The sequence below is a fragment of the Crossiella sp. S99.2 genome (assembly GCF_023094165.1).
Taxonomy (GTDB): domain Bacteria; phylum Actinomycetota; class Actinomycetes; order Mycobacteriales; family Pseudonocardiaceae; genus Crossiella.
Genome location: NZ_JALMDK010000004.1, coordinates 24,554 through 43,449, shown reverse-complemented (window position 1 = coordinate 43,449; position 18,896 = coordinate 24,554). Strand labels below are relative to the sequence as shown.

Below are 18,896 nucleotides of genomic sequence, written 5' to 3'. Positions count from 1 at the left end.
ACCTAACGGTCCGGTTTGTCGTAGATGTTCGCGTAGCGAGAACACGGGAGTTCTCGCCAACGAGGGAGCATCCATGGGGACGTACTTCAGTCATGGTCGCCGTTGGGGCGCGACCGTGGCGCTGCTCGCCCTGGCCGGGGCGGCGCTCACCCCGGTCACGGCGGCCGCCGAACCGCCATCGCCCGCCGCACCACCGCAACGCGTGCTCACCCTGCTCAGCGGCGACCAGGTGGTGGTGCGCGGTCAGGACGTGGTCACCGTCCGGCCCGGTCCCGGTCGCGAAGAGCTGGCTTTCCACAAGGTGATCCTCAACGGGCACCGGTTCGTCTACCCCTCCGACGCGCTGCCGCTGGTGCGCGCGGGCCGCCTGGACGAGACCCTGTTCGACGTCACCGAGTTGCTGCGGCAGCGGTTCGACGAGACCGGCGTGCTGCCGGTGCTGCTGACCCGGCCGCCGCAGTCCAGGGCCCGCCGGGACCTGCCCGCGGCCAGCACGGTCACCCGCGAACTGCCCGCGCTGGGCGTCACCGCGCTGACCCGGCCGGCCGAGCGCGCCGGGGAGTTCTGGGCCTCGCTGACCGGACCGTCGTTACGGGCGGCCGAGGGCAAGTTCTGGCTCAACCGCAGGCTTTCGCTCAACCTGGACCAGAGCGCGGCGGTGATCGGCGCACCCCAGGTCTGGCAGGCCGGGGGCACCGGATCCGGGGTCAAGGTCGGCGTGCTCGACTCCGGCTACGACCAGCAGCACCCGGACCTCACCGGGCGGGTCGCCGCCGCGGAGAGCTTCCTCCAGGGCGTGCCGGTGCAGGACAGCAACGGTCACGGCACGCACGTGGCCTCCACCATCGCGGGCACCGGCAAGGCATCCGGGGGCCGGTACCGCGGCATCGCCTACGACGCCAACCTGCTCATCGGCAAGGTGTGCGACGAGTACTGCCCCGAGGACTCGATCCTGGCGGGCATGCAGTGGGCGGCCGACCAGGGCGCCAAGGTGGTCAACATGAGCCTCGGCGGCCCGCCCACCGACGGCACGGATCCGTTGTCCCAGGCGGTGAACACGCTGTCCGCGCAGAAGGGCACGCTGTTCGTCATCGCCGCGGGCAACAACGGCTCGGAGGAGGCCGTCGAGTCACCCGGCTCGGCCGACGCCGCGCTGACGGTGGCCGCGAGCACCAAGTCCGGGCAGCTCGCCCCGTTCTCCGCGCGCGGTCCGCGGCACCTCGACCACGCCGCAAAGCCGGATATCACCGCACCCGGCGTGGACATCGTGGCCGCGCGCGCCGCGGGCACGCTGCCGCAGTTCGCGGTCAGCGAGCAGTACCTGCGGCTCTCCGGCACCTCGATGGCCACCCCGCACGTCGCGGGCGCCGCGGCCGTGCTGGCGCAACGGAATCCGGGCTGGACCGGGGAACAACTCAAGGCCGCGCTGATGGGCACCGCCACCCCGCTCCACGGCGTTGACGTCTTCGGTCAGGGCGTGGGCAGACTGGACCTGGCGCGGGCGCACCAGCAGCGGGTGCGGGTCGAACCGGCCTCGCTGTCCATGGGCAGCGTGCCCACCGGCGGCGAACAGCCGGCGAAGCGGAAACTGCGCTACAGCAACGATTCCGACCGCCCGGTCACCCTGAAACTGGACCTGCCCGCGCACGGCGGCCTGCTCACCGCCGACGCCAAACAGGTCACCGTCCCGGCCAAGGGTTCGGCCGAGGTCACCGTCACCGCCGACTTCACCAAGGCCACCGGCCTGGTCGGCGCCCGGCTCACCGCCACCGGCGACGGCGTGCAGCTGCGCACCTCGGTGGTCGCCGAACGCCGCCCCGCCGACCACATCGTCACCGTGAAATCCTTCAGCCACCAGGGCAAAACCGACGCGTTCACCCTGCTCGTGCTGCAGAACCTGGACACCGGAAAGGCCAGGATCCTGCACAACAGCAGCGAAGGCGTGCCGGCCGGCCGGTACCGGGTGATCGGCCAGGTGATCGACACCGAATACCCGCCCGGCCTGCCCAACGGCGTGTTCACCGACCGGGTCAAACTGGTGCAGGAGATCACCGTCGACCGGGACACCGAGATCGTCCTGGACGGCCGCAAGGCCAAGCCGATCAACGTGCGGGTGGACGATCCCCAAGCTGTGCAGACCCCGTTCCAGCTCGGCCACGAGGTCGGCGTGTTCTCCGACCTGCCCGGCAAGCAACGCGCCGGGGTGGCCATGCTGTCCAAGCCGGGGCGCGAGTTCGTGCTGCCCAGCGCGCCCGCGCCCGGACTTGTGTTGTACAGCAACACTTCCTGGAACCGGCCGCTGCTCTCCGCCAAACTCGGCGACCGCGAACTGAACCCGAGGGACTTGAACCCCCTGGGCTTCCGCGGTGAGCGCACCGCCAAGGTCGCCGACACCGGCGGCGGCACCCCGGAGGAGATCGCCAAGGTCGAGGTGCGCGGCGCGTTCGCGCTGATGCAGCCCGGCCGCCAGCCCACCGTGGAGATCAACCGGCGGGTCGCCGCCGCGTTCGCCGCCGGTGCGGCCGGGGTGATCCTGGACGACGCCGGCGCCGAGTACCGGCCCGAGTGGCCCGGCCCGGTGATCAACGTCTACGGCGAGGCCAGCGCTGCGCTGCGGGCTCAGCCCGGTGGCAGTGTCACCGTCCGCGGCATCGCCAACTCGCCGAGCCTGTACGTGCTGCACGACCGCGTCACCGGGCGGCTGCCGGACGGGATCGACTGGCTGCACGCGGCCAAGGACCTCGGCAAGGCCCGCACCCGGATCGCCCAGCCCGGCACCGGCGAACTGCCCACCGCGGTACAGGCCAACGTGCAGGTGGGCGGCATGTGGTTCGGTTCGGTCGCCCCGGTCCGGGTGCCCGCCGAACTCGACGTGTACTACACGCCGGGCCTGGACTGGATCACCGGCGCGGCGCTGGGCCAGACCGAGCGCGCGGCCTACGGCATCCAGGAAACCCTGCCGATCACCTTCCGCGCCGGGCAGATCGTGAAGCAGTCGCTGTTCACTGGGCCGTTCGGCCCGGAGCTGCACCGGCCCGCGATCACCCGCACCGGCGACAAGGTGCGGGTCGAGCTGCCGATGTTCTCCCAATCCGGCGGCCTGCCCGCGTCGGGGTACTTCAGCCCGGACTTCGACAAGGGCCGCACCTCCTTGTCCGCCAACGGGAAACGCCTCGGTGGCAGTGACGTCCCCGGCATCGCCACGGTGGACGTGCCCGAGCGGCGCCAGCTCCTGGAGCTGACCGCCGAGGGCAGTCGCGCGCTGCCCGGGGTGGACCTGGGCACGAAGTCCAGCGCCACCTGGAAGGTCCACAGTGGACAGACGGCGAAGGAGACTTCGCTGCCGTTGCTGGACATCCGCTATGACCTGCCCCTCGACTTGGCCAACCGGGCCAAGCCGGGCGAGTTCGCCTTCGCCGTCAACGCCCCGCACCAGGCCGGATCGGGTGGCCGGGGCGCGGTGGCGGTGACCATGGAGGCTTCCACCGACGACGGCGCCACCTGGCATCCCGTCCCGGTGCTGCCCGCAGGGAAGTCCTGGACCGCCAAGGTGACCAACCCGGCCAGTGGGTTTGTTTCCTTGCGTACCAAGGCGATCGACGCCGACGGCGGTTCGGTCACCGAGACCTTGGTCCGCGCCTACCGCGTGGGCTGAGCGAGGACCGGGGGTCGCTGTCGCGGGAGACAGCGGCCCCCGGGTCCTGCTGGGATCAAACGGGGTCACACCAGGGGATTCGTCACTGACTGCACCCGCTGCGTCCCAGCCTTGACCAGGAACGAACGGCCGTGCCGCACCGCGCTGTCCGGCTTGGTCCGGTCGGCCAGGTAGTACCAGTCCATCTGGGTGCCCGCCGGGGTGATCTCCAGTACCGAGGCGCCGTGCGAGTCGTACTCCACCCACTTGATGTGCCGGTTCAGCCCGGTGATCGCCTTCTCCACGATCACCGAGGCGGTGCGCGGCGGCACCTTGAGCACATCGTCGATGTTGTCCGAGGTGACCGAGGTGCACACCAGTTCGGTGGCCAGGGACGGGCTCAGCGGGTACAGGCCCGCGTCCGCCGGGATGTCCGCCGCCCAGGAGGAGTGCACATCGCCGGTGAGGAACACGGTGTCCTTGACCTTGTTGTCCGCCAAGGCTTTCAGCACCTTGCGCCGATCGGCGGTGTAACCGTCCCATTGGTCGGTGAGCACCGCCCCGCCTTCCTGGGGCAGGCCGAGCAGCTTCAGCAGCGGCCCGAGCAGTTCCGCGGGCAGCGGCGGGATCAGCGTCGGCGTGATCATCACCGAGGTGCCGACCAGCTTCCACTGCGCGGTCGAGCCGACCAGGCCGTCGATCAGCCAGCGCAGCTGCTCGGTCCCGGCGATGGTCCGATCCGGCCGGTCCACCTCCCCGGAGAGCGCCTTGACCTGCTGTGACCGGTGCGTGCGCAGATCGAGCATGGTCAGCTCGGCGAGCTTGCCGAAACGCAGCCGCCGGTAGAGCCGGTCCCCGGCGTTACGCACCGGCATCCACTCGAAGTAGGCCCGGTGCGCCGCGGCCTTGCGCGCCGCGTACTCGCCCTCGGCGCCCGGGGTGTGGTTGCCCGCCCCACCCGACCAGGCGTCGTTCGCCACTTCATGATCATCCCAGGTGGTGATCCAGGGACAGGCCGCGTGCAGCCGCTGGAGGTGCGGGTCGGTCTTGTACTGCGCGTGCCGCTGCCGATAGTCAGCGAGACTGAGTATTTCGCGCGGCGGCATATGCGGCCGGACGTAGGCGCCGACCGGGAAACCGCCTGGTTCGTACTCGTAGAGGTAGTCGCCCAGGTGCAGCACCGCGTCCAGGTCACCGCGTTCGGCGAGGTAGCGGTAGGCGGCGAAGTACCCGGCCTGCCAGTTCGAGCAGGACACCACCCCGAACCGCAGCCGGGACACCGCGGCGTCGGTGGCCGGGGCGGTGCGGGTGCGGCCGACCGGGGACCGGACGCCGCCGACGGTGAACCGGTAGTGGTAGTCGGTGGCCGGGGACAGGCCGCCGACATCGACCTTGACCGTGTGATCGCGGGCCGGGCCGGTGCTGGTGACCCCGGTGGCGGCCAGCACGCCGAATCCGGCGTCCACGGCCACCTCCCAGCGCACCTCGACCTCGGGGCCGACACCGGACCCCGGCGTCGACTCGGAGGTGGGCGTGACCCGGGTCCACAGCAGCACGCCGGTGGGCAACGGATCACCGGAAGCCACCCCGTGCCCGAAAACCGGGACGTCAGCGGCAGCGGCCAGACTCGTGGTGGGCAGAGCAGTCGCAGCGGCCACACCCAGGGCCGCGGCTCCGGTGGCGCGCAGCACGGCCCGCCGGTCCAGAGGATGATTCATGTTCAGCACTCTGGCGTGGCCGGGCCGGGTCGAGAAGGCGGCCGTTCAGGTGTTCATCCGCCGGTAAGGAGCCGGTCGAATTACGGTGTCGCACCCGGTCAACCAGCTGCTAGCCGGGACCCGGCTCGCCACCGATCAGGGCTCAACCCGCCGCCGACCGGGGCTCCGCCGGCCGAGGCCCAGCCCGTCACCGAACGACGCTCGGCCAGCTGCCCGCCGAAGCCCAGCCCGCCGCTGCCCGAAGCTCCGCCAGCGCCTCAGCTCACCCGCGCCAGCGATTCGGCCGGAGCCGCCGCGAGCGCCGTGAGCTGCTCGACAGCCTGACCGGGCGTGAGCGCGCGCAACCCGGCCGAGGTCCCCCTGGCCACCACCCCGGGCTGCTCCCGCAGCAACCGCAACCCCCGCCGCACCAGCGTCGGCCACGGCTTGCGCGCCTCGGCCACATCCCGGGCGAACCGGCGCACGAAGGTCACCAGGCGGTTCGGCGCGAGCACGATCCCGTCCGCCAGCACCCCCGCCGCCCGGCAGCCCGCCACCAGGCGCTCCGCGAACAGGCCCTCGGCCAGGAAGAACGGGCCGTCCGCCCGGATCTCGTGCGTGCCCACCCGCCGGTCCTCGTTCATCGAGTACACCGGCGCCTGCACCACCCCGGTGCCCGCCAGCTCGACGATCGCGTTCAGCGCGGCCTGGGTGTTCCAGGAATCCGGGTGGTCCCAGTCCGCGCGACCCGACTCGTCCACCGGCATCGCCGGGTCGTCGCCGTCGCGGTAGAAGTCGTCGAGATTGAGCACCGGCCAGCCGAGTTCGGCGGCCAGGTGGGACTTGCCCGATCCGGAAGGACCCGCGAGCAACACGACACAGAGCTGAACGGCAGGTGACGGCACGGGTACTGATCCTCGCACACCACTGACCGGAACTGTCAGCCTTGCCGGGTAGCGTCCCGCACGTGGACGACGGTCTGTACGAAAGCGGTCTGTTCGCGGCCGAAGCCCAGGAGAAAGCGGAGGAACACCTGACGGCCAACGCGCCCCTGGCGGTGCGCATGCGCCCGCGCTCCCTGGACGAGGTGGTCGGCCAGCAACACCTCCTCGGCCCCGGCGCCCCACTGCGCCGCCTGGTCGAGGGCGCGGCCCCCGCCTCGGTGCTGCTCTACGGACCGCCCGGCACCGGCAAGACCACCCTGGCCACCCTGGTCTCGCTGGCCACCGGCCGCCGGTTCGTGGCGCTGTCCGCGCTCAACGCCGGGGTCAAGGAGGTCCGCGAGGTCATCGGCGAGGCCAAACGCAGGCTCGGCCGCACCGCCGAGTCCACCGTCCTGTTCATCGACGAGGTGCACCGCTTCTCCCGCACCCAGCAGGACGCCCTGCTCGGCGCGGTCGAGGACCGCACCGTGCTGCTGGTCGCCGCCACCACCGAGAACCCGTTCTTCTCCGTCGTCTCCCCACTGCTGTCCCGCTCCCTGGTGCTGCAACTCAAATCGCTCACCGACTCCGACATCCGCACCGTCGTCCGCCGAGCCGTCACCGAAGAGCGTGGCCTCGGCGGCACGCTGACCCTGGCCGCCGACGCCGAGAACCACCTGGTCCGCCTCGCCGCAGGCGACGCCCGCCGCTCGCTGACCGCCCTGGAAGCCGCCGCCGACGCCGCCGCCAGCACCGGCGCCACCGAGATCAGCCTGGCCACCGTCGAGGCCACCGTGGACAAGGCCGCCGTCCGCTACGACCGCCAAGGCGACCAGCACTACGACGTCACCAGCGCCTTCATCAAGTCCATCCGCGGCTCCGACGTCGACGCCGCCCTGCACTACCTGGCCCGCATGATCGAAGCCGGCGAGGACCCGAGGTTCATCGCCCGCCGCCTGGTCGTGCACGCCAGCGAGGACATCGGCATGGCCGACCCCACCGCGTTGCAGGTCGCGGTCGCCGCCAGCCAGGCCGTGCAACTCATCGGCATGCCCGAAGGCCGCCTCGCCCTGGCCCAGGCCACCATCCACCTGGCCACCGCACCCAAGTCCGGCGCGGTCAACTTCGCCATCAGCGCCGCCCAGGCCGACGTCCGCAAGGGCGCCACCGGCCCCGTCCCGGCACACCTGCGCGACGGCCACTACGCGGGCGCGGCCAAACTCGGCAACGCCCAGGGCTACCTGTACCCGCACGACGTCGCCGAGGGCGTGCTCACCCAGCAGTACCCGCCCGACGACCTGATCGGCGTCGACTACTACGAACCCGTCGACCGGGGCGCCGAACGAGTCCTGGCCGACCGGGTGCCCAAGCTGCGCCGCATGATCCGGGGCGAACAGCCCTGACCACCCGGCCACGCCCGCCAACCCGCACCGGGCTGCGCGTGGCGACGGCCGCCGAGTCACCCCAGCAGTAACCGGCGTGAGGTCCACGACACCGGCGCGGTAGCCTGTCCCCGATCATCCACAGCGCCTGCGACACGCCTGAAGACCTGCGTGACCGCGCGTGGGCCCTCCCGTCGTGGCGCTGTGACATGTTCTTCGGGGAAACACCGACTTCGACAACGCATGGAGGGCTCGTGTCACCAGGGCAGATTGCCGCGTTGGTCGCGGCTGGCGCCTTCGTGCTGCTGGTGCTGCTGCTCGCGATCCCGCTGCTGAAGCTGGGCCGCACGCTGGACGAGGCCACCATCGCCATCCGCAAGGCGCACGAGAACACCGATCCGTTGTTCACCGGCGCCAACACCACCCTCAACCACGTCAACACCCAGCTGGAGCGGGTGGACGGGATCACCGCGAACGCCCGCGCCGTCAGCGGCAACGTCTCCGCGCTGACCTCCCTGTTCACCGCCACGCTGGGTGGACCGCTGGTCAAGGCCGCCGCGTTCTCCTACGGCGTGAGCAAGGCGCTGCGTGCCCGGCGTAAGCGCACCGCCGCCATGGAGCCCACCGGACGGCACTCCCGGCGCTCCCGCAGGAGTGGTAAGCGATGAGGCGGCTGTTCTGGCTCGGCCTCGGGGTCGCTGCCGGAGTGGCGATCGCCCGCAAGGCCACCGCCACCACCAAGCAGCTCACTCCGGCCGGCATCGCGGAGAACCTCGGCGACGCCGTGCGCGAGCTGGCCGGCGCTGTCGGCTCCTTCGGGGCTGACGTCCGCGCGGGCATGACCGAACGCGAGGACGAACTGGCCGACGTGGTCGCCCGCGCCCAGGAACCCCTCGGTTCCCGCTCGCGCAGGCGCAACCGCCCGGCCCGCGACACCAGCGGCCACAGCACCAGCACCCGGGGCTCCGGCAGCCGCGACACCGGCGCCCGGGACACCGGCAGCCGCGACACCGGTAGCTGGGACTCCAGCGGCCGGGACACCGGCGCGCGCGACTCCGGCGGCCACGGCACCGGCGGCCGGGATTCCAGTGCCCGCGCCCAGAACAGTCGCGACACCGGCGCCCACCGCGCCGACGACGCCGGCTGGCTGACCGGTCTGGACGAGGCGCCACGGAGCGGATCGGAGGGGAGCCGGCGAGCGCGCTGGGCGGAGGGCTGAGCCCACGCCCCTGCCCTTCGCCGCCCCCGCCGACCACCCGTCAACCCCGCGCCCCGGCGCGCAGCCACACCTAGGACATCTCGTGCAGACCCATGACATCCGCCAGCGGTTCCTCGACCACTTCCAACGCAACGGTCACCGCGTCGTGCCCAGCGCCTCGCTGATCCTGGACGACCCGAACCTGCTGTTCGTCAACGCCGGCATGGTGCCGTTCAAGCCGTTCTTCCTCGGCGAGGCCCCGCCGCCGTCCCCGACCGCCACCAGCGTGCAGAAGTGCGTGCGCACCCTGGACATCGACGAGGTCGGCAAGACCGCCCGGCACAACACCTTCTTCCAGATGGCCGGGAACTTCTCCTTCGGCGACTACTTCAAGGACGGCGCCATCCAGCTCGCCTGGGAGCTGGTCACCAAGCCGGCCTCCGAAGGCGGCTACGGCCTGGACGAGTCGGTCCTGTGGACCACCGTCTACGAGGACGACGACGAGGCATACGACCTGTGGCACAACAAGATCGGCGTGCCCAAGTCCCGGATCATCCGCCTCGGCAAGGGCCCCAACTTCTGGTCCATGGGCGTGCCCGGCCCCTGCGGCCCGTGCTCGGAAATCCTCATCGACCGCGGCCCGCAGTACGGGCCGGAGTTCATCGACCAGGGTGACGGCGCCGAGCCCGACGGCGACCGCTACATGGAGTTCTGGAACCTCGTGTTCATGCAGAACCTCCGCGGCGAGGGCACCGGCAAGACCGACTTCCCGATCCTCGGCGACCTGCCGGCCAAGAGCATCGACACCGGCATGGGCATCGAGCGGGTGGCCATGCTGCTCCAGGGCGTGCCCAACGTCTACGAGACCGACCTGATCCGCCCGGTCATCGCCAAGGCCGAGGAACTCTCCGGCCGCCGCTACGGCGCCGACCAGACCGACGACGTGCGTTTCCGGGTCATCGCCGACCACGCCCGCAGCGGCGTGATGCTCGTCGGCGACGGCGTCACCCCCGGCAACGAGGCCCGCGGCTACGTGCTGCGCCGCCTGCTCCGCCGCATCGTGCGCTCCATCCGCCTGCTCGGCGTGCAGGAGCCGGTGCTCGGCGAGTTCACCCAGGTCGTCGCCGACGCCATGGCCCCCTCCTACCCGGAGCTGAAGACCGACTTCGACCGCATCGACGCCGTCATGCGCGCCGAGGAGGACGCCTTCCTGGCCACCCTCTCCAGCGGCTCGAAGATCTTCGACACCGCCGCCCAGGAAACCCGCTCCGGCGGCAGCACCCAGCTGCCCGGCGACAAGGCCTTCCAGCTGCACGACACCTTCGGCTTCCCCATCGACCTCACCCTGGAGATGGCCGCCGAGCAGGGCCTCACCGTCGACGAGGAGGGTTTCCGCACCCTCATGGCCGAACAGCGCAACCGCGCCAAGGCCGACGCCGCCGCCCGCAAGACCGGGCACGGCGACCTCACCGTGTACCGCTCGGTGCTGGAACAGCACGGACCCACCGAGTTCCTCGGCTACACCGACCTGCAGAGCCAGGCCCGCGTCGTCGGCCTGCTCGTCGGCGGCCAGCCGGTCGCCAAGGCCGGCGCGGGCACCGAGGTCGAACTCGTCCTGGACCGCACCCCCTTCTACGCCGAGGGCGGCGGCCAGATCGCCGACACCGGCCGCCTGCTCGGCGCCGGCGCCGAACTCGCCGTCTCCGACGTGCAGCGCAGCGTGCCCGGCCTGTTCGTGCACCGCGCCACCGTGGTCTCCGGCGAGATCGGCCTGGACGACGTGCTCGAGGCCGAGGTCGACGTGGCCCGGCGCAACGCCATCCAGCGCTCGCACTCGGCCACCCACCTGGTGCACGCCGCCGTCCGCGGCGCCTACGGCAAGCGCGCCGCCCAGGCCGGTTCGCTCAACTCACCCGGCCGGATGCGCTTCGACTTCACCACCCCCGGCCCGGTCTCCTCCTCGGTGCTGGCCGAGGTCGAGGAGGAGGTGAACGCCTACCTCCAGGAGGACGTGGAGGTGAAGTCGTTCACCACCACCATGGACAAGGCCCTCGAACTCGGCGCCATGGCCCTGTTCGGTGAGAAGTACGGCGACTCGGTGCGCGTGGTCGACATGGGCGAGTACTCCCGTGAGCTGTGCGGTGGCACGCACGTGCGCAACATCGCCCAGCTCGGCGTGGTCAAGCTCGTCGGCGACGCCTCCATCGGCTCCGGCGTGCACCGCGTCGAAGCCCTGGTCGGCATGGACGCCGTGCGCTACATCAACAAGGAACACCTCCTGGTCACCCAGCTCGCCGACCAGTTCAAGGTGCCCGCCGCCGAACTGCCCGAACGGATCTCCGGCGTGCTGGCCAAGCTCAAGGCCGCCGAGAAGACCATCGAGCAGCTCCGCGTCGGCGAGGTGCTCCGCTCCGCCGGGGACATCGCCGACCGGGCCATCCAGCTCGGCGAACTGTCCGTGATCGCCGAACAGATCCCCGACGGCGTGCCAGCCGGCGACCTGCGCGCCCTGGCCACCGAGGTCCGCAACCGCCTGGGCAACCGCCCCGGCGTGGTCGCCCTGTTCTCGGTCGACCCGGACGCCGCCAAGGTCGCCTTCGTGCTGGCCACCACCTCCGCCGCCCGTGACCTCGGCCACGCCGCGGGCAAGCTCGTGCCGAGCTTCGCCGGCGAACTGGGCGCCCGCGGCGGCGGCAAGCCCGACATGGCCCAGGGCGGCGGCGACAACCCCGGCGGCGTGCCCGCCGCCATCGCCGCCCTGCACCGCAGCCTGGGCGGATCGTGACCAGGCCACTGCCAGCCGGGCCACTGCCAGCCGGGCCGCCGATCCCGCCCACCGGCGAGACGGACGGCTCGTGACCGGCGCTGACCAGCCCGCACGTCAGCCTGACCGCCCCGGCGCCCACGACGTGGGCCCGGGGCGGCGGCTCGCCGTGGACGTCGGCTCGGTCCGGGTCGGCATCGCCCTGAGCGATCCCGCCCCCATGCTCGCCACCCCGCTGGTTACCCTGTCGCGTGACGAGAAGACCGGCCGGGACCTGGACGAGCTGGTCGCCCTCGTCAGCGAACACGAGGTGGTCGAGGTGATCGTGGGCCTGCCCAGGACCCTGGCCGGCCGGCACGGCGACGCGGCGCAGACCGCCACCGCCTACGCCGACCGGCTCGCCGAGCGCATCGCGCCGGTGCCGGTCCGGCTGACCGACGAACGCCTCACCACCGTCAGTGCCGCGCGGATGCTCAGTCAGCGCGGCGTCAAGGGCAAGCGGCAGCGTGCCGTCATCGACCAGGCGGCCGCCGTGGAGATCCTGCAGTCCTGGCTGGACGCCAGAGCCAACGCGGTGGCCGCACGCGGCGAGGAGAATCGGTGAGCAGCGACGATCTCGGGTTGTTCGACGAGGGGCAGCACTCCTCCGAGGAGCGCACGGCCCGTGACAAGAAGGCCAAGCGCACCAAGTTGCTGATCGGCGCCGGGGTGGCCGCCGTGGTCATCGGCGTCGGCGTGTGGATGGGCGCCCTGGAGCTGATCGGCCTCGGCTCCTACGACGACTACGAGGGCTCCGGCGAGTCCGACGTGGTCGTGCAGATCGAGGCCGGCACCATCTCCAAGACCGGCAAGACCCTCGCCGACGCCGGCGTGGTCGCCAGCGCCCGCGCCTACACCGAGGCCGCCGAGGCCAACTCCAAGCTCGGTGGCGTCCAGCCCGGCTACTACCTCCTCAAGATCAAGATGTCCGGCGCCACCGCGGGCGCCCGGCTGCTGGAGAAGGAAGCCCGCGTCGGCGACTTCGAGGTCAAGGGCGGCTACCAGCTCTACGACACCAAGCAGCCCGACAACAAGGTCAACCCGGGCATCCTGTCCCGCATCGCCGAGGCCAGCTGCGCCAAGGTCAACGGCAAGGACACCTGCGTCACCGCCGACGCCATCCGCCAGGTGATGGAGAAGGCCGACCCCGCCGCCATCGGCGTGCCCGACTGGGCCATCGGCGGCGTGACCAAGGCCGACCCCAAGCACCGCCTGGAAGGCCTGATCGTGCCGGGCCGCTACGACATCAAGCCAGGCGCCTCACCCGAGGAGCTGCTCAAGTCGGTGCTGAGCACCTCGGCCACCCGGCTCCAGGCCGTGGGCATGCCCAAGATCGCCAGAGACACCGGCTTCAGTGATTACGACGTGCTCGTCATCGCCTCCCTGATCGAACGCGAGGGCATCACCAAGGACTTCGCCAAGGTGTCCCGGGTGCTGTACAACCGCCTGGCCAAGGACATGAAGCTGGAGCTGGACTCCACCATCAACTACGCCCTGGACCGCCCGCTGGTGCGTACCAGCAAGGAGGACCGGGACCGCGCAGGCGCGTACAACACCTACGCCAACACCAACCTGCCGCCCACCCCCATCGCCTCACCCGGCACCGAGGCCATCCTGGCCGCGACCAAGCCCGAGGCGGGGAACTGGATCTTCTTCGTCAAGTGCTACAAGGACGGCACCTCCTGTTTCGCCGAAACCAACGCCCAGCACAACCAGAACCGCACTGAGGCCATCGCCCGTGGCGCCTACTGACCCACGCCGGGCAGACCCACACCGGGCAGGGGCGCCGCGTCGAGCGGCGATCCTGGGCGCTCCGGTGGCCCACTCGCTCTCGCCCGTCCTGCACAACGCGGCCTTCACCGCGCTCGGCCTGACCGGCTGGCACTACGAGCGAATCGAGTGCGACGAGCAACGCCTGCCCGCCCTGCTCGCCGAAGCCACCCAGGCGGATCCACCCTGGGCCGGCTTCTCGGTGACCATGCCCGGCAAACGCCTCGCCCTGGACCTCGCCACCGAGGCCACCGAACGAGCCCGCCTGGTCGGCGCCGCCAACACGTTGACCCCACTGCCGGAGCAGGGCTGGCGAGCCGACTGCACTGACGTCGACGGCGTCACCGGCGCCCTGCGCGCCGCCGGCGGCATCACCCGCCTCAGCCACGGCCACGCCACCATCCTCGGCGCCGGCGGCACCGCCCTGGCGGCGATCGTCGCCCTGGCCGAACTGGGCCTGACCGAACTGACCCTGGCGGTCCGCGACCCGGCCCGCGCGACCGACGCCGTGGACTGCGCCGCCCGGGTGGGCCTGAAAACCGAGACAATCCTCCTCTCCGAGGCGAACCTCGCCCACCTAGCCGCGAACACCCAGGTTCTGGTGAGCACCGTGCCCCCGGCCGCCACCGAGCCGCACGCCACCGCCCTGGCCGCCGCACCCTGCGTGCTGGACGTGATCTACCACCCGTTCCCGACACCCTTGGCCACCGCGGTCCTGGCCCGCGGCAACCGACTGGCCACCGGCCTGGACATGTTGCTGCACCAGGCTTTCGGCCAAAGCGAGCAGTTCACCGGCCAACCGGCTCCCCGCGAAGCCATGCGCACGGCCCTGCGCGCCGCCACGGACAACCTGCTGGAACTCCCGCTATAGCACGGGTGAGCAGTCGGGCGGCCCGCGCCCGCCGCTCAGGTACCGGCTAAGCCGCTCTCCAGCACCGCGGGCGTGTACCCCTGGGCATGCCCCAGTTTGTTGGCGTGGAAGGAATCCGTGGTGGGGGAGACCAGGGGGTTGACCCAGCTGGGCGAGCCGCAGATGCCGTGTCCGGCGAACCGGTCCCGCACATCCACATACCGCGCCCCGGCGGCCTTGGCCCTGGCCGCGGTGGTGTCCGCGAGCAGGTCGGCGCCCGCGTTGAGCGCCGCGCGTTTGGCCGCGCTCAGCCCGCCGGAGCAGGACTTCGCCTCGAACAGCCGCGGGTAGCCGAGCACGAGCAGCCGGGCGTTCGGTGCCTTGGCCAGGATCGCGGCGTAGGCGCGGTCCAGCCGGGCGGGCAGTTCGTCCCGGACGAACGCCGCGGCCCGATCCGCCCGGCGCTTGCACCCCGAGTCTCCACTGAGGACACACGTGGTCATCACGTCGGTGAAGTCGAGGTCGTTGCCGCCGACCGTGATCGTCACCAGCGAGGTACGTTCGCCGAGCGCGCCCAGCTGCTGGTTCAGCACGTCCACAGTGGACGCGCCGGAACAGGCCGGGAAGTGGAAAGCGCTGGGGGCTAAGGCTTTCGCCACCAGCTGTGGATAGGCATGGCGACTTCGTCTGCACGCGCCGCTGCCGCGTTCGTAACCGCCGGCGCCGACTCCGGAGGCGTAGGAGTCGCCCAGCGCCACGTAGTCGCCGCCGGCGGCCGCGGACGCGGGCAGTTGGCCGAACAGCAGGGCGGTGAGGGCGAGCAGACAGGGGAGCAGGAAACGCATGGGGACTCCAGGGATGGCGAGGGAACGTGCCATTCCGGAGTACCACCCGGCTCGCCCCGCTCGCGAGCCGCCAGGGTCTGCTTGACCCCTTCGTGTACAACGACCAGCCCTGTGGACAACCGCGCGCGGCTTGTCCACAGGGCTGGTCAGAGGAGCGTGATCAGGCCGGTTTCTCCTGGTCAAGGTCGGTGTCGATGAGTGCGGCCACTGCTGCCAGGGCCGCCTCGGCGCCCTCGCCCTCGGCGGCGAGCACCACCTCGTCACCGTGCATGGCGCCCAGGGTCATCAACCCCAGCACGCTGGCCGCGGCCACCGGCTCGCCACCCTCCTTGCGGATGGTGACCGCCACCGGCTGCTCCGCCGCGGTCTTGGCCAGCACGGCCGCGGGCCGTGCGTGCAGACCGACCCGGCTGGCCACCGTGACCCGCAGTTCCGGCATGTCCTTCTCCTCCTTGGTAGTGCCCGCTCAGGCCTTCTTGGCCCGAGCGCTCTTGTCCTCTTCGGCGTCGGCGGCCGCACTCGGGTCGATCGCCGTGTTGTCCTCCTCGCGACCAGGGGTCGCCAGGTTCCACTTCGTGATCACGAACCTGAACAGGAAGTAGTAGACCACCGCGAAGACCAGGCCGATCGCGGCGAGCCCCAACGGGTTCTTGGCCAGACCGAGGTTGAGGAAGAAGTCGATCGCGCCCGCCGAGAACGAGAACCCGTGATGGATGTCCAGCGCGTTCACCAGTGCCAGGGACACACCGGTCAGCAACGCGTGGATGATGTAGAGCGGCCACGCGACGAACATGAACGCGAACTCCAGCGGCTCGGTGACGCCGGTGAGGAACGCGGTCAGCGCGGCGGAGAGCATGATGCCGCCGACCAGCTTGCGGTGCGCGGGCCTGGCGGTGTGCCAGATGGCCAGCGCCGCCGCGGGCAGGGCGAACATCATGATCGGGAAGAAGCCGGTGAGGAAGGTGCCCGCGCTCGGGTCGCCAGCCAGGAACCGGTTGTAGTCACCGTGCACGACCTTGCCGGTGGCGTCGGTGAAGTCGCCGAAGACCTGCCACACGGTGGTGTTGACGATGTGGTGCAGACCCAGCGGCAGCAGCAGCCGGTTCAGCACACCGAAGGCGCCGCCGCCGATGATCACGTTGGCGGTGATCTGCTGGCCGAGCCAGGTCAGGCCGTCGTTGAAGTACGGGTAGATCAGCGCCAGCGGCACCGCGAGGACCGCGATGACCACCGACAACAGGATCGGCACGAACCGGCGACCGCCGAAGAAGGCCAGGTACGGCGGCAGCTTGATGCGGTGGTACTTCTGCCACAGCAACGCGGCGATCACGCCGACCAGGATGCCGCCGAGCACCTTGTAGTCGACCAGCGGTTGTTTCGCGCCCTCCGCCGCCTTGCCCAGCACGACGGGGGAGAGGGCCTTGAACACGCCCTGCATCACCAGGTAGCCGACCACCGCGGCCAGCGCGGTGGAGCCGTCGGACTTGCGGGCGAACCCGATGGCCACACCGACGGCGAACAGCAACGGCAGCCCGTCCAGGATGGCGCTACCGGCGGCCGCGATGACCGCGGCGGCATCCTTGAACCAGGAGAACGAGCCGAGTAGATCGTCGCTGCCGAGGCGAGCGAGCAGACCGGCCGCGGGTAGCACCGCGATCGGCAGCATCAGGCTGCGGCCCAGCTTCTGCAGTGTCGCCAGGCCCTTCACTTCGCGACCGCCGGTCGCTGGAGTGGCGCTCATGACCGCTCCTCGCTCATCGGGTACCTCCCGGGTCGGGGTGGGAGCCGGAACCGGGCAGGTTCCGGTCGAGCTGCATGGTCACCTGGTAGAGATCGCCCCGGTACCACGAGGTCATGTCCTCCACCGGCCGCCCACCACAGGTGGAGACGCGGCGGAAGACCAGCACCGGACTGCCGGGCCGGACACCCAGCAGCCGTGCGGTGGCGGGATCGGCGCCGTCGGCCAGGACCGTTTGCCGGCCGTGGTCCAACTGCACCCGATAGGTGTCGGCGAGCAGGCCGTACAGCGAGCGGGAGAGGTTCTGCTGGAGGAGCCCTGGCACCTCGCGCGGGTTGTACCAGCCACGTTCGACGGCCATCGGCGTGCCGTTGGCCAGCCGCAGCCGGAACAGCCAGTACGCGGGCTCGTGCGGACGCAGTCCCAGCGCCGCCGCGGTGTTCTCCGGTGGGACCACCTCGGCGAAGTCGAGTACCTCCGTCGCCGGTTCCATGCCCCGGCGCCGCATGTCCTCGGTGAAGGAGGCCAGGTGCAGCTGTGCCTCCACCCGCGGACGCGCGGTGAACGTGCCCTTGCCGCGGACCCGGCTGAGCAGGCCCTCGGTGACGAGCTGGCCGACCGCTTCGCGCACGGTCAGCCGGGAGACCCCGTAGTGCGTGGCGAGATCCCGTTCCGAGGGCACCGGGGAGCCGGGGGGCAGGTGCTCCTCGGCGAGTCGGCGCAGGATCTCGCGCAGTTGCGCGTGCTTGGGGGTCGGTCCCTCCACCAGGCGTGCCGCCGGTCCGAGGAACGGGTCCTCGATGTTGCTGCTGCCGGCCACGCACACCTCCTTGTCGCTGTCCGGTCCTTCTCGTGGACCACCGTCTCGCCCCGCCGCCCGCGGATTGGTACGGTCCGGTCTAAACCAGTTAGTGCGGGAGGATGCTCCGCGACCGCGACGGGTGTCAACGGCCGTTATGGCTTCGTGTCGCCCTGGTGGCAGCATCCGCACACCGCGGATCGAACGGCACAGTTGGAGGAGGTCACGGTGGCGGACAAGGCGGCGGCGATTCTCGCCGGGCTCGGCGGAGCGGACAACATCGAGGAGATCGAGGCGTGTATCACCCGCTTGCGGTGTGAGGTGCTCGACGGCGGGAAGGTCGACCAGGCGGCGCTCAAGGCCGCGGGCGCGCACGGGGTGATGCAGCAGGGGACCGTGGTGCAGGTCGTGGTGGGTCCGGAAGCGGACAACCTGTACGACGACATCCAGGACCTGATGTGAGCCTGACGATCCTGTCCCCGGTGACCGGCACGGTCGTGCCCATGAGCGAGGTGCCGGACCCGGTCTTCGCCCAGGCCATGGTCGGCCCCGGTCTCGCGATCGACCCGGCCCGTGAGGCGGGCGAGGCGGTCGCCCCGGTCGACGGCACGGTGGTGACCCTGCACCCGCACGCCTACGTGGTGGCCACCGACAACGGCATCGCGGTCCTGGTCCACCTGGGCATCGACACGGTGAAACTCAAGGGCGAGGGCTTCACCCAGCACGTGGTCAAGGGCGAGAAGGTCCGCGCGGGCCAGCCCATGATCACCTGGAACCCGGCCGACATCGAAACCACCGGCTACTCCCCGGTCTGCCCGGTAGTCGCCCTGGACGCCCCGGCGGACAAGCTGTCCGACCTGCGCGAGCCCGGCCCGGTCACCGCGGGCGAGGCGTTGTTCAGCTGGAACTGAAACGCGAGGGCCGCTCTCGGACTTTCCTGAGCTGAGAGCGGCCATTCGAATGGCTCGGCAATCTTGCGCGTGCAGGCAATTTCTCTGACGTTTGACGTCACTTTGTCGGCTTTCTGGCGTTGGCTTCTGTTGCTAAGGCGCGTCAGCCGGGTCTCTCGAATGCTCGGTATTCCGATCTTGTCTGGGACTGGTTCGGCCCGATTAAAACAGCATCGTCCTTCGGTTCGGTCCCCATATCCCGGAACTCAAGCCCAGTCCTCCTGCCTTGCCACCTGCGCTTCAACTCCGCGGTGGCCGCGGCTTGACTGCACTGCCTCAGGCCCTGCCACACGAGTCGTCCACAAGT

At 71.0% G+C, this 18,896-nt stretch carries 16 protein-coding genes; 10 read left to right on the top strand and 6 right to left on the bottom strand.

From position 1 onward, the window contains the following. The first annotated feature begins 73 nt into the window (after positions 1-73). Positions 74-3,655, top strand: a complete 3,582-nt coding sequence (locus MZC64_RS15940) for a S8 family serine peptidase (protein WP_247757486.1) — start codon at positions 74-76, stop codon at positions 3,653-3,655. 65 nt (positions 3,656-3,720) lie between these two features. Here the strand turns inward: MZC64_RS15940 and MZC64_RS15935 are convergent, their stop codons facing one another. Both MZC64_RS15935 and MZC64_RS15930 read right to left on the bottom strand, forming a co-directional pair. Beyond that, positions 3,721-5,352, bottom strand: coding sequence for an alkaline phosphatase (locus MZC64_RS15935; RefSeq protein ID WP_247757485.1), 1,632 nt, complete (start codon positions 5,350-5,352; stop codon positions 3,721-3,723). A 257-nt stretch (positions 5,353-5,609) separates the two neighbouring features. After that, the gene (locus tag MZC64_RS15930; protein ID WP_247757484.1) at positions 5,610-6,206 is read right to left on the bottom strand and encodes a uridine kinase; all 597 of its coding nucleotides are present in this window, start codon (positions 6,204-6,206) and stop codon (positions 5,610-5,612) included. Positions 6,207-6,325: 119 nt separating this feature from the next. On the opposite strand from MZC64_RS15930, the gene MZC64_RS15925 reads away from it, so the two are divergent. The 7 genes from MZC64_RS15925 (at position 6,326) to MZC64_RS15895 (ending at position 14,278) form a co-directional block, all read left to right on the top strand. Beyond that, entirely contained in the window at positions 6,326-7,657 is a 1,332-nt protein-coding gene (locus tag MZC64_RS15925) for a replication-associated recombination protein A (protein WP_282105480.1), read from the top strand. Positions 7,658-7,890: 233 nt separating this feature from the next. Next, complete coding sequence (locus tag MZC64_RS15920; protein ID WP_247757482.1) at positions 7,891-8,304, top strand: DUF948 domain-containing protein; 414 nt, start codon at positions 7,891-7,893, stop codon at positions 8,302-8,304. Then, positions 8,301-8,855, top strand: coding sequence for a hypothetical protein (locus MZC64_RS49115; RefSeq protein WP_374205748.1), 555 nt, complete (start codon positions 8,301-8,303; stop codon positions 8,853-8,855). The genes MZC64_RS15920 and MZC64_RS49115 overlap by 4 nt, the downstream gene beginning before the upstream one ends. Before the next feature lie 82 nt (positions 8,856-8,937). Further along, positions 8,938-11,619: an alanine--tRNA ligase gene (gene alaS / locus MZC64_RS15910; protein WP_247757481.1), complete on the top strand. Its 2,682-nt coding sequence runs from the start codon at positions 8,938-8,940 to the stop codon at positions 11,617-11,619. 70 nt (positions 11,620-11,689) lie between these two features. After that, complete coding sequence (ruvX, locus tag MZC64_RS15905; RefSeq protein WP_247757480.1) at positions 11,690-12,202, top strand: Holliday junction resolvase RuvX; 513 nt, start codon at positions 11,690-11,692, stop codon at positions 12,200-12,202. Then, the gene (gene mltG / locus MZC64_RS15900) at positions 12,199-13,389 is read left to right on the top strand and encodes an endolytic transglycosylase MltG (protein ID WP_247757479.1); all 1,191 of its coding nucleotides are present in this window, start codon (positions 12,199-12,201) and stop codon (positions 13,387-13,389) included. The genes ruvX and mltG overlap by 4 nt, the downstream gene beginning before the upstream one ends. Further along, positions 13,376-14,278, top strand: a complete 903-nt coding sequence (locus MZC64_RS15895) for a shikimate dehydrogenase (protein WP_308301014.1) — start codon at positions 13,376-13,378, stop codon at positions 14,276-14,278. Before mltG ends, MZC64_RS15895 begins: the two co-directional genes overlap by 14 nt. Positions 14,279-14,313: 35 nt before the next feature. Here the strand turns inward: MZC64_RS15895 and MZC64_RS15890 are convergent, their stop codons facing one another. The 4 genes from MZC64_RS15890 to MZC64_RS15875 all read right to left on the bottom strand — a co-directional run bounded on the left by MZC64_RS15890 (position 14,314) and on the right by MZC64_RS15875 (position 17,660). Next, complete coding sequence (locus MZC64_RS15890; protein ID WP_247757477.1) at positions 14,314-15,102, bottom strand: SGNH/GDSL hydrolase family protein; 789 nt, start codon at positions 15,100-15,102, stop codon at positions 14,314-14,316. A gap of 160 nt (positions 15,103-15,262) precedes the next feature. Further along, the gene (locus MZC64_RS15885; protein WP_247757476.1) at positions 15,263-15,541 is read right to left on the bottom strand and encodes an HPr family phosphocarrier protein; all 279 of its coding nucleotides are present in this window, start codon (positions 15,539-15,541) and stop codon (positions 15,263-15,265) included. A 27-nt stretch (positions 15,542-15,568) separates the two neighbouring features. Then, on the bottom strand, positions 15,569-16,843 hold the full coding sequence (locus MZC64_RS15880; RefSeq protein ID WP_247757475.1) for a PTS transporter subunit EIIC: 1,275 nt from the start codon (positions 16,841-16,843) through the stop codon (positions 15,569-15,571). Between the two features lie 13 nt (positions 16,844-16,856). Then, the gene (locus MZC64_RS15875) at positions 16,857-17,660 is read right to left on the bottom strand and encodes a GntR family transcriptional regulator (protein WP_247757474.1); all 804 of its coding nucleotides are present in this window, start codon (positions 17,658-17,660) and stop codon (positions 16,857-16,859) included. On the opposite strand from MZC64_RS15875, the gene MZC64_RS47825 reads away from it, so the two are divergent. Continuing rightward, entirely contained in the window at positions 17,541-18,101 is a 561-nt protein-coding gene (locus tag MZC64_RS47825) for a glucose PTS transporter subunit EIIB (RefSeq protein ID WP_308301013.1), read from the top strand. The genes MZC64_RS15875 and MZC64_RS47825 overlap by 120 nt on opposite strands. Then, positions 18,098-18,550 carry a PTS glucose transporter subunit IIA gene (locus MZC64_RS15865; RefSeq protein WP_185007021.1) on the top strand — a complete coding sequence of 151 codons (453 nt, stop codon included), beginning with the start codon at positions 18,098-18,100 and terminating at the stop codon, positions 18,548-18,550. The genes MZC64_RS47825 and MZC64_RS15865 overlap by 4 nt, the downstream gene beginning before the upstream one ends. The last annotated feature ends 346 nt before the right edge of the window (positions 18,551-18,896 follow it).

What these genes read in the sequence shown, in the direction of transcription:
- MZC64_RS15940 (WP_247757486.1), top strand. Translation starts at nt 74, where the DNA reads ATGGGGACGTACTTCAGTCATGGTCGCCGTTGGGGCGCGACCGTGGCG.
- MZC64_RS15935 (WP_247757485.1), bottom strand. Translation starts at nt 5,352, where the DNA reads ATGAATCATCCTCTGGACCGGCGGGCCGTGCTGCGCGCCACCGGAGCC.
- MZC64_RS49115 (WP_374205748.1), top strand. Translation starts at nt 8,301, where the DNA reads ATGAGGCGGCTGTTCTGGCTCGGCCTCGGGGTCGCTGCCGGAGTGGCG.
- MZC64_RS15890 (WP_247757477.1), bottom strand. Translation starts at nt 15,102, where the DNA reads ATGCGTTTCCTGCTCCCCTGTCTGCTCGCCCTCACCGCCCTGCTGTTC.
- MZC64_RS15885 (WP_247757476.1), bottom strand. Translation starts at nt 15,541, where the DNA reads ATGCCGGAACTGCGGGTCACGGTGGCCAGCCGGGTCGGTCTGCACGCA.
- MZC64_RS15880 (WP_247757475.1), bottom strand. Translation starts at nt 16,843, where the DNA reads ATGAGCGCCACTCCAGCGACCGGCGGTCGCGAAGTGAAGGGCCTGGCG.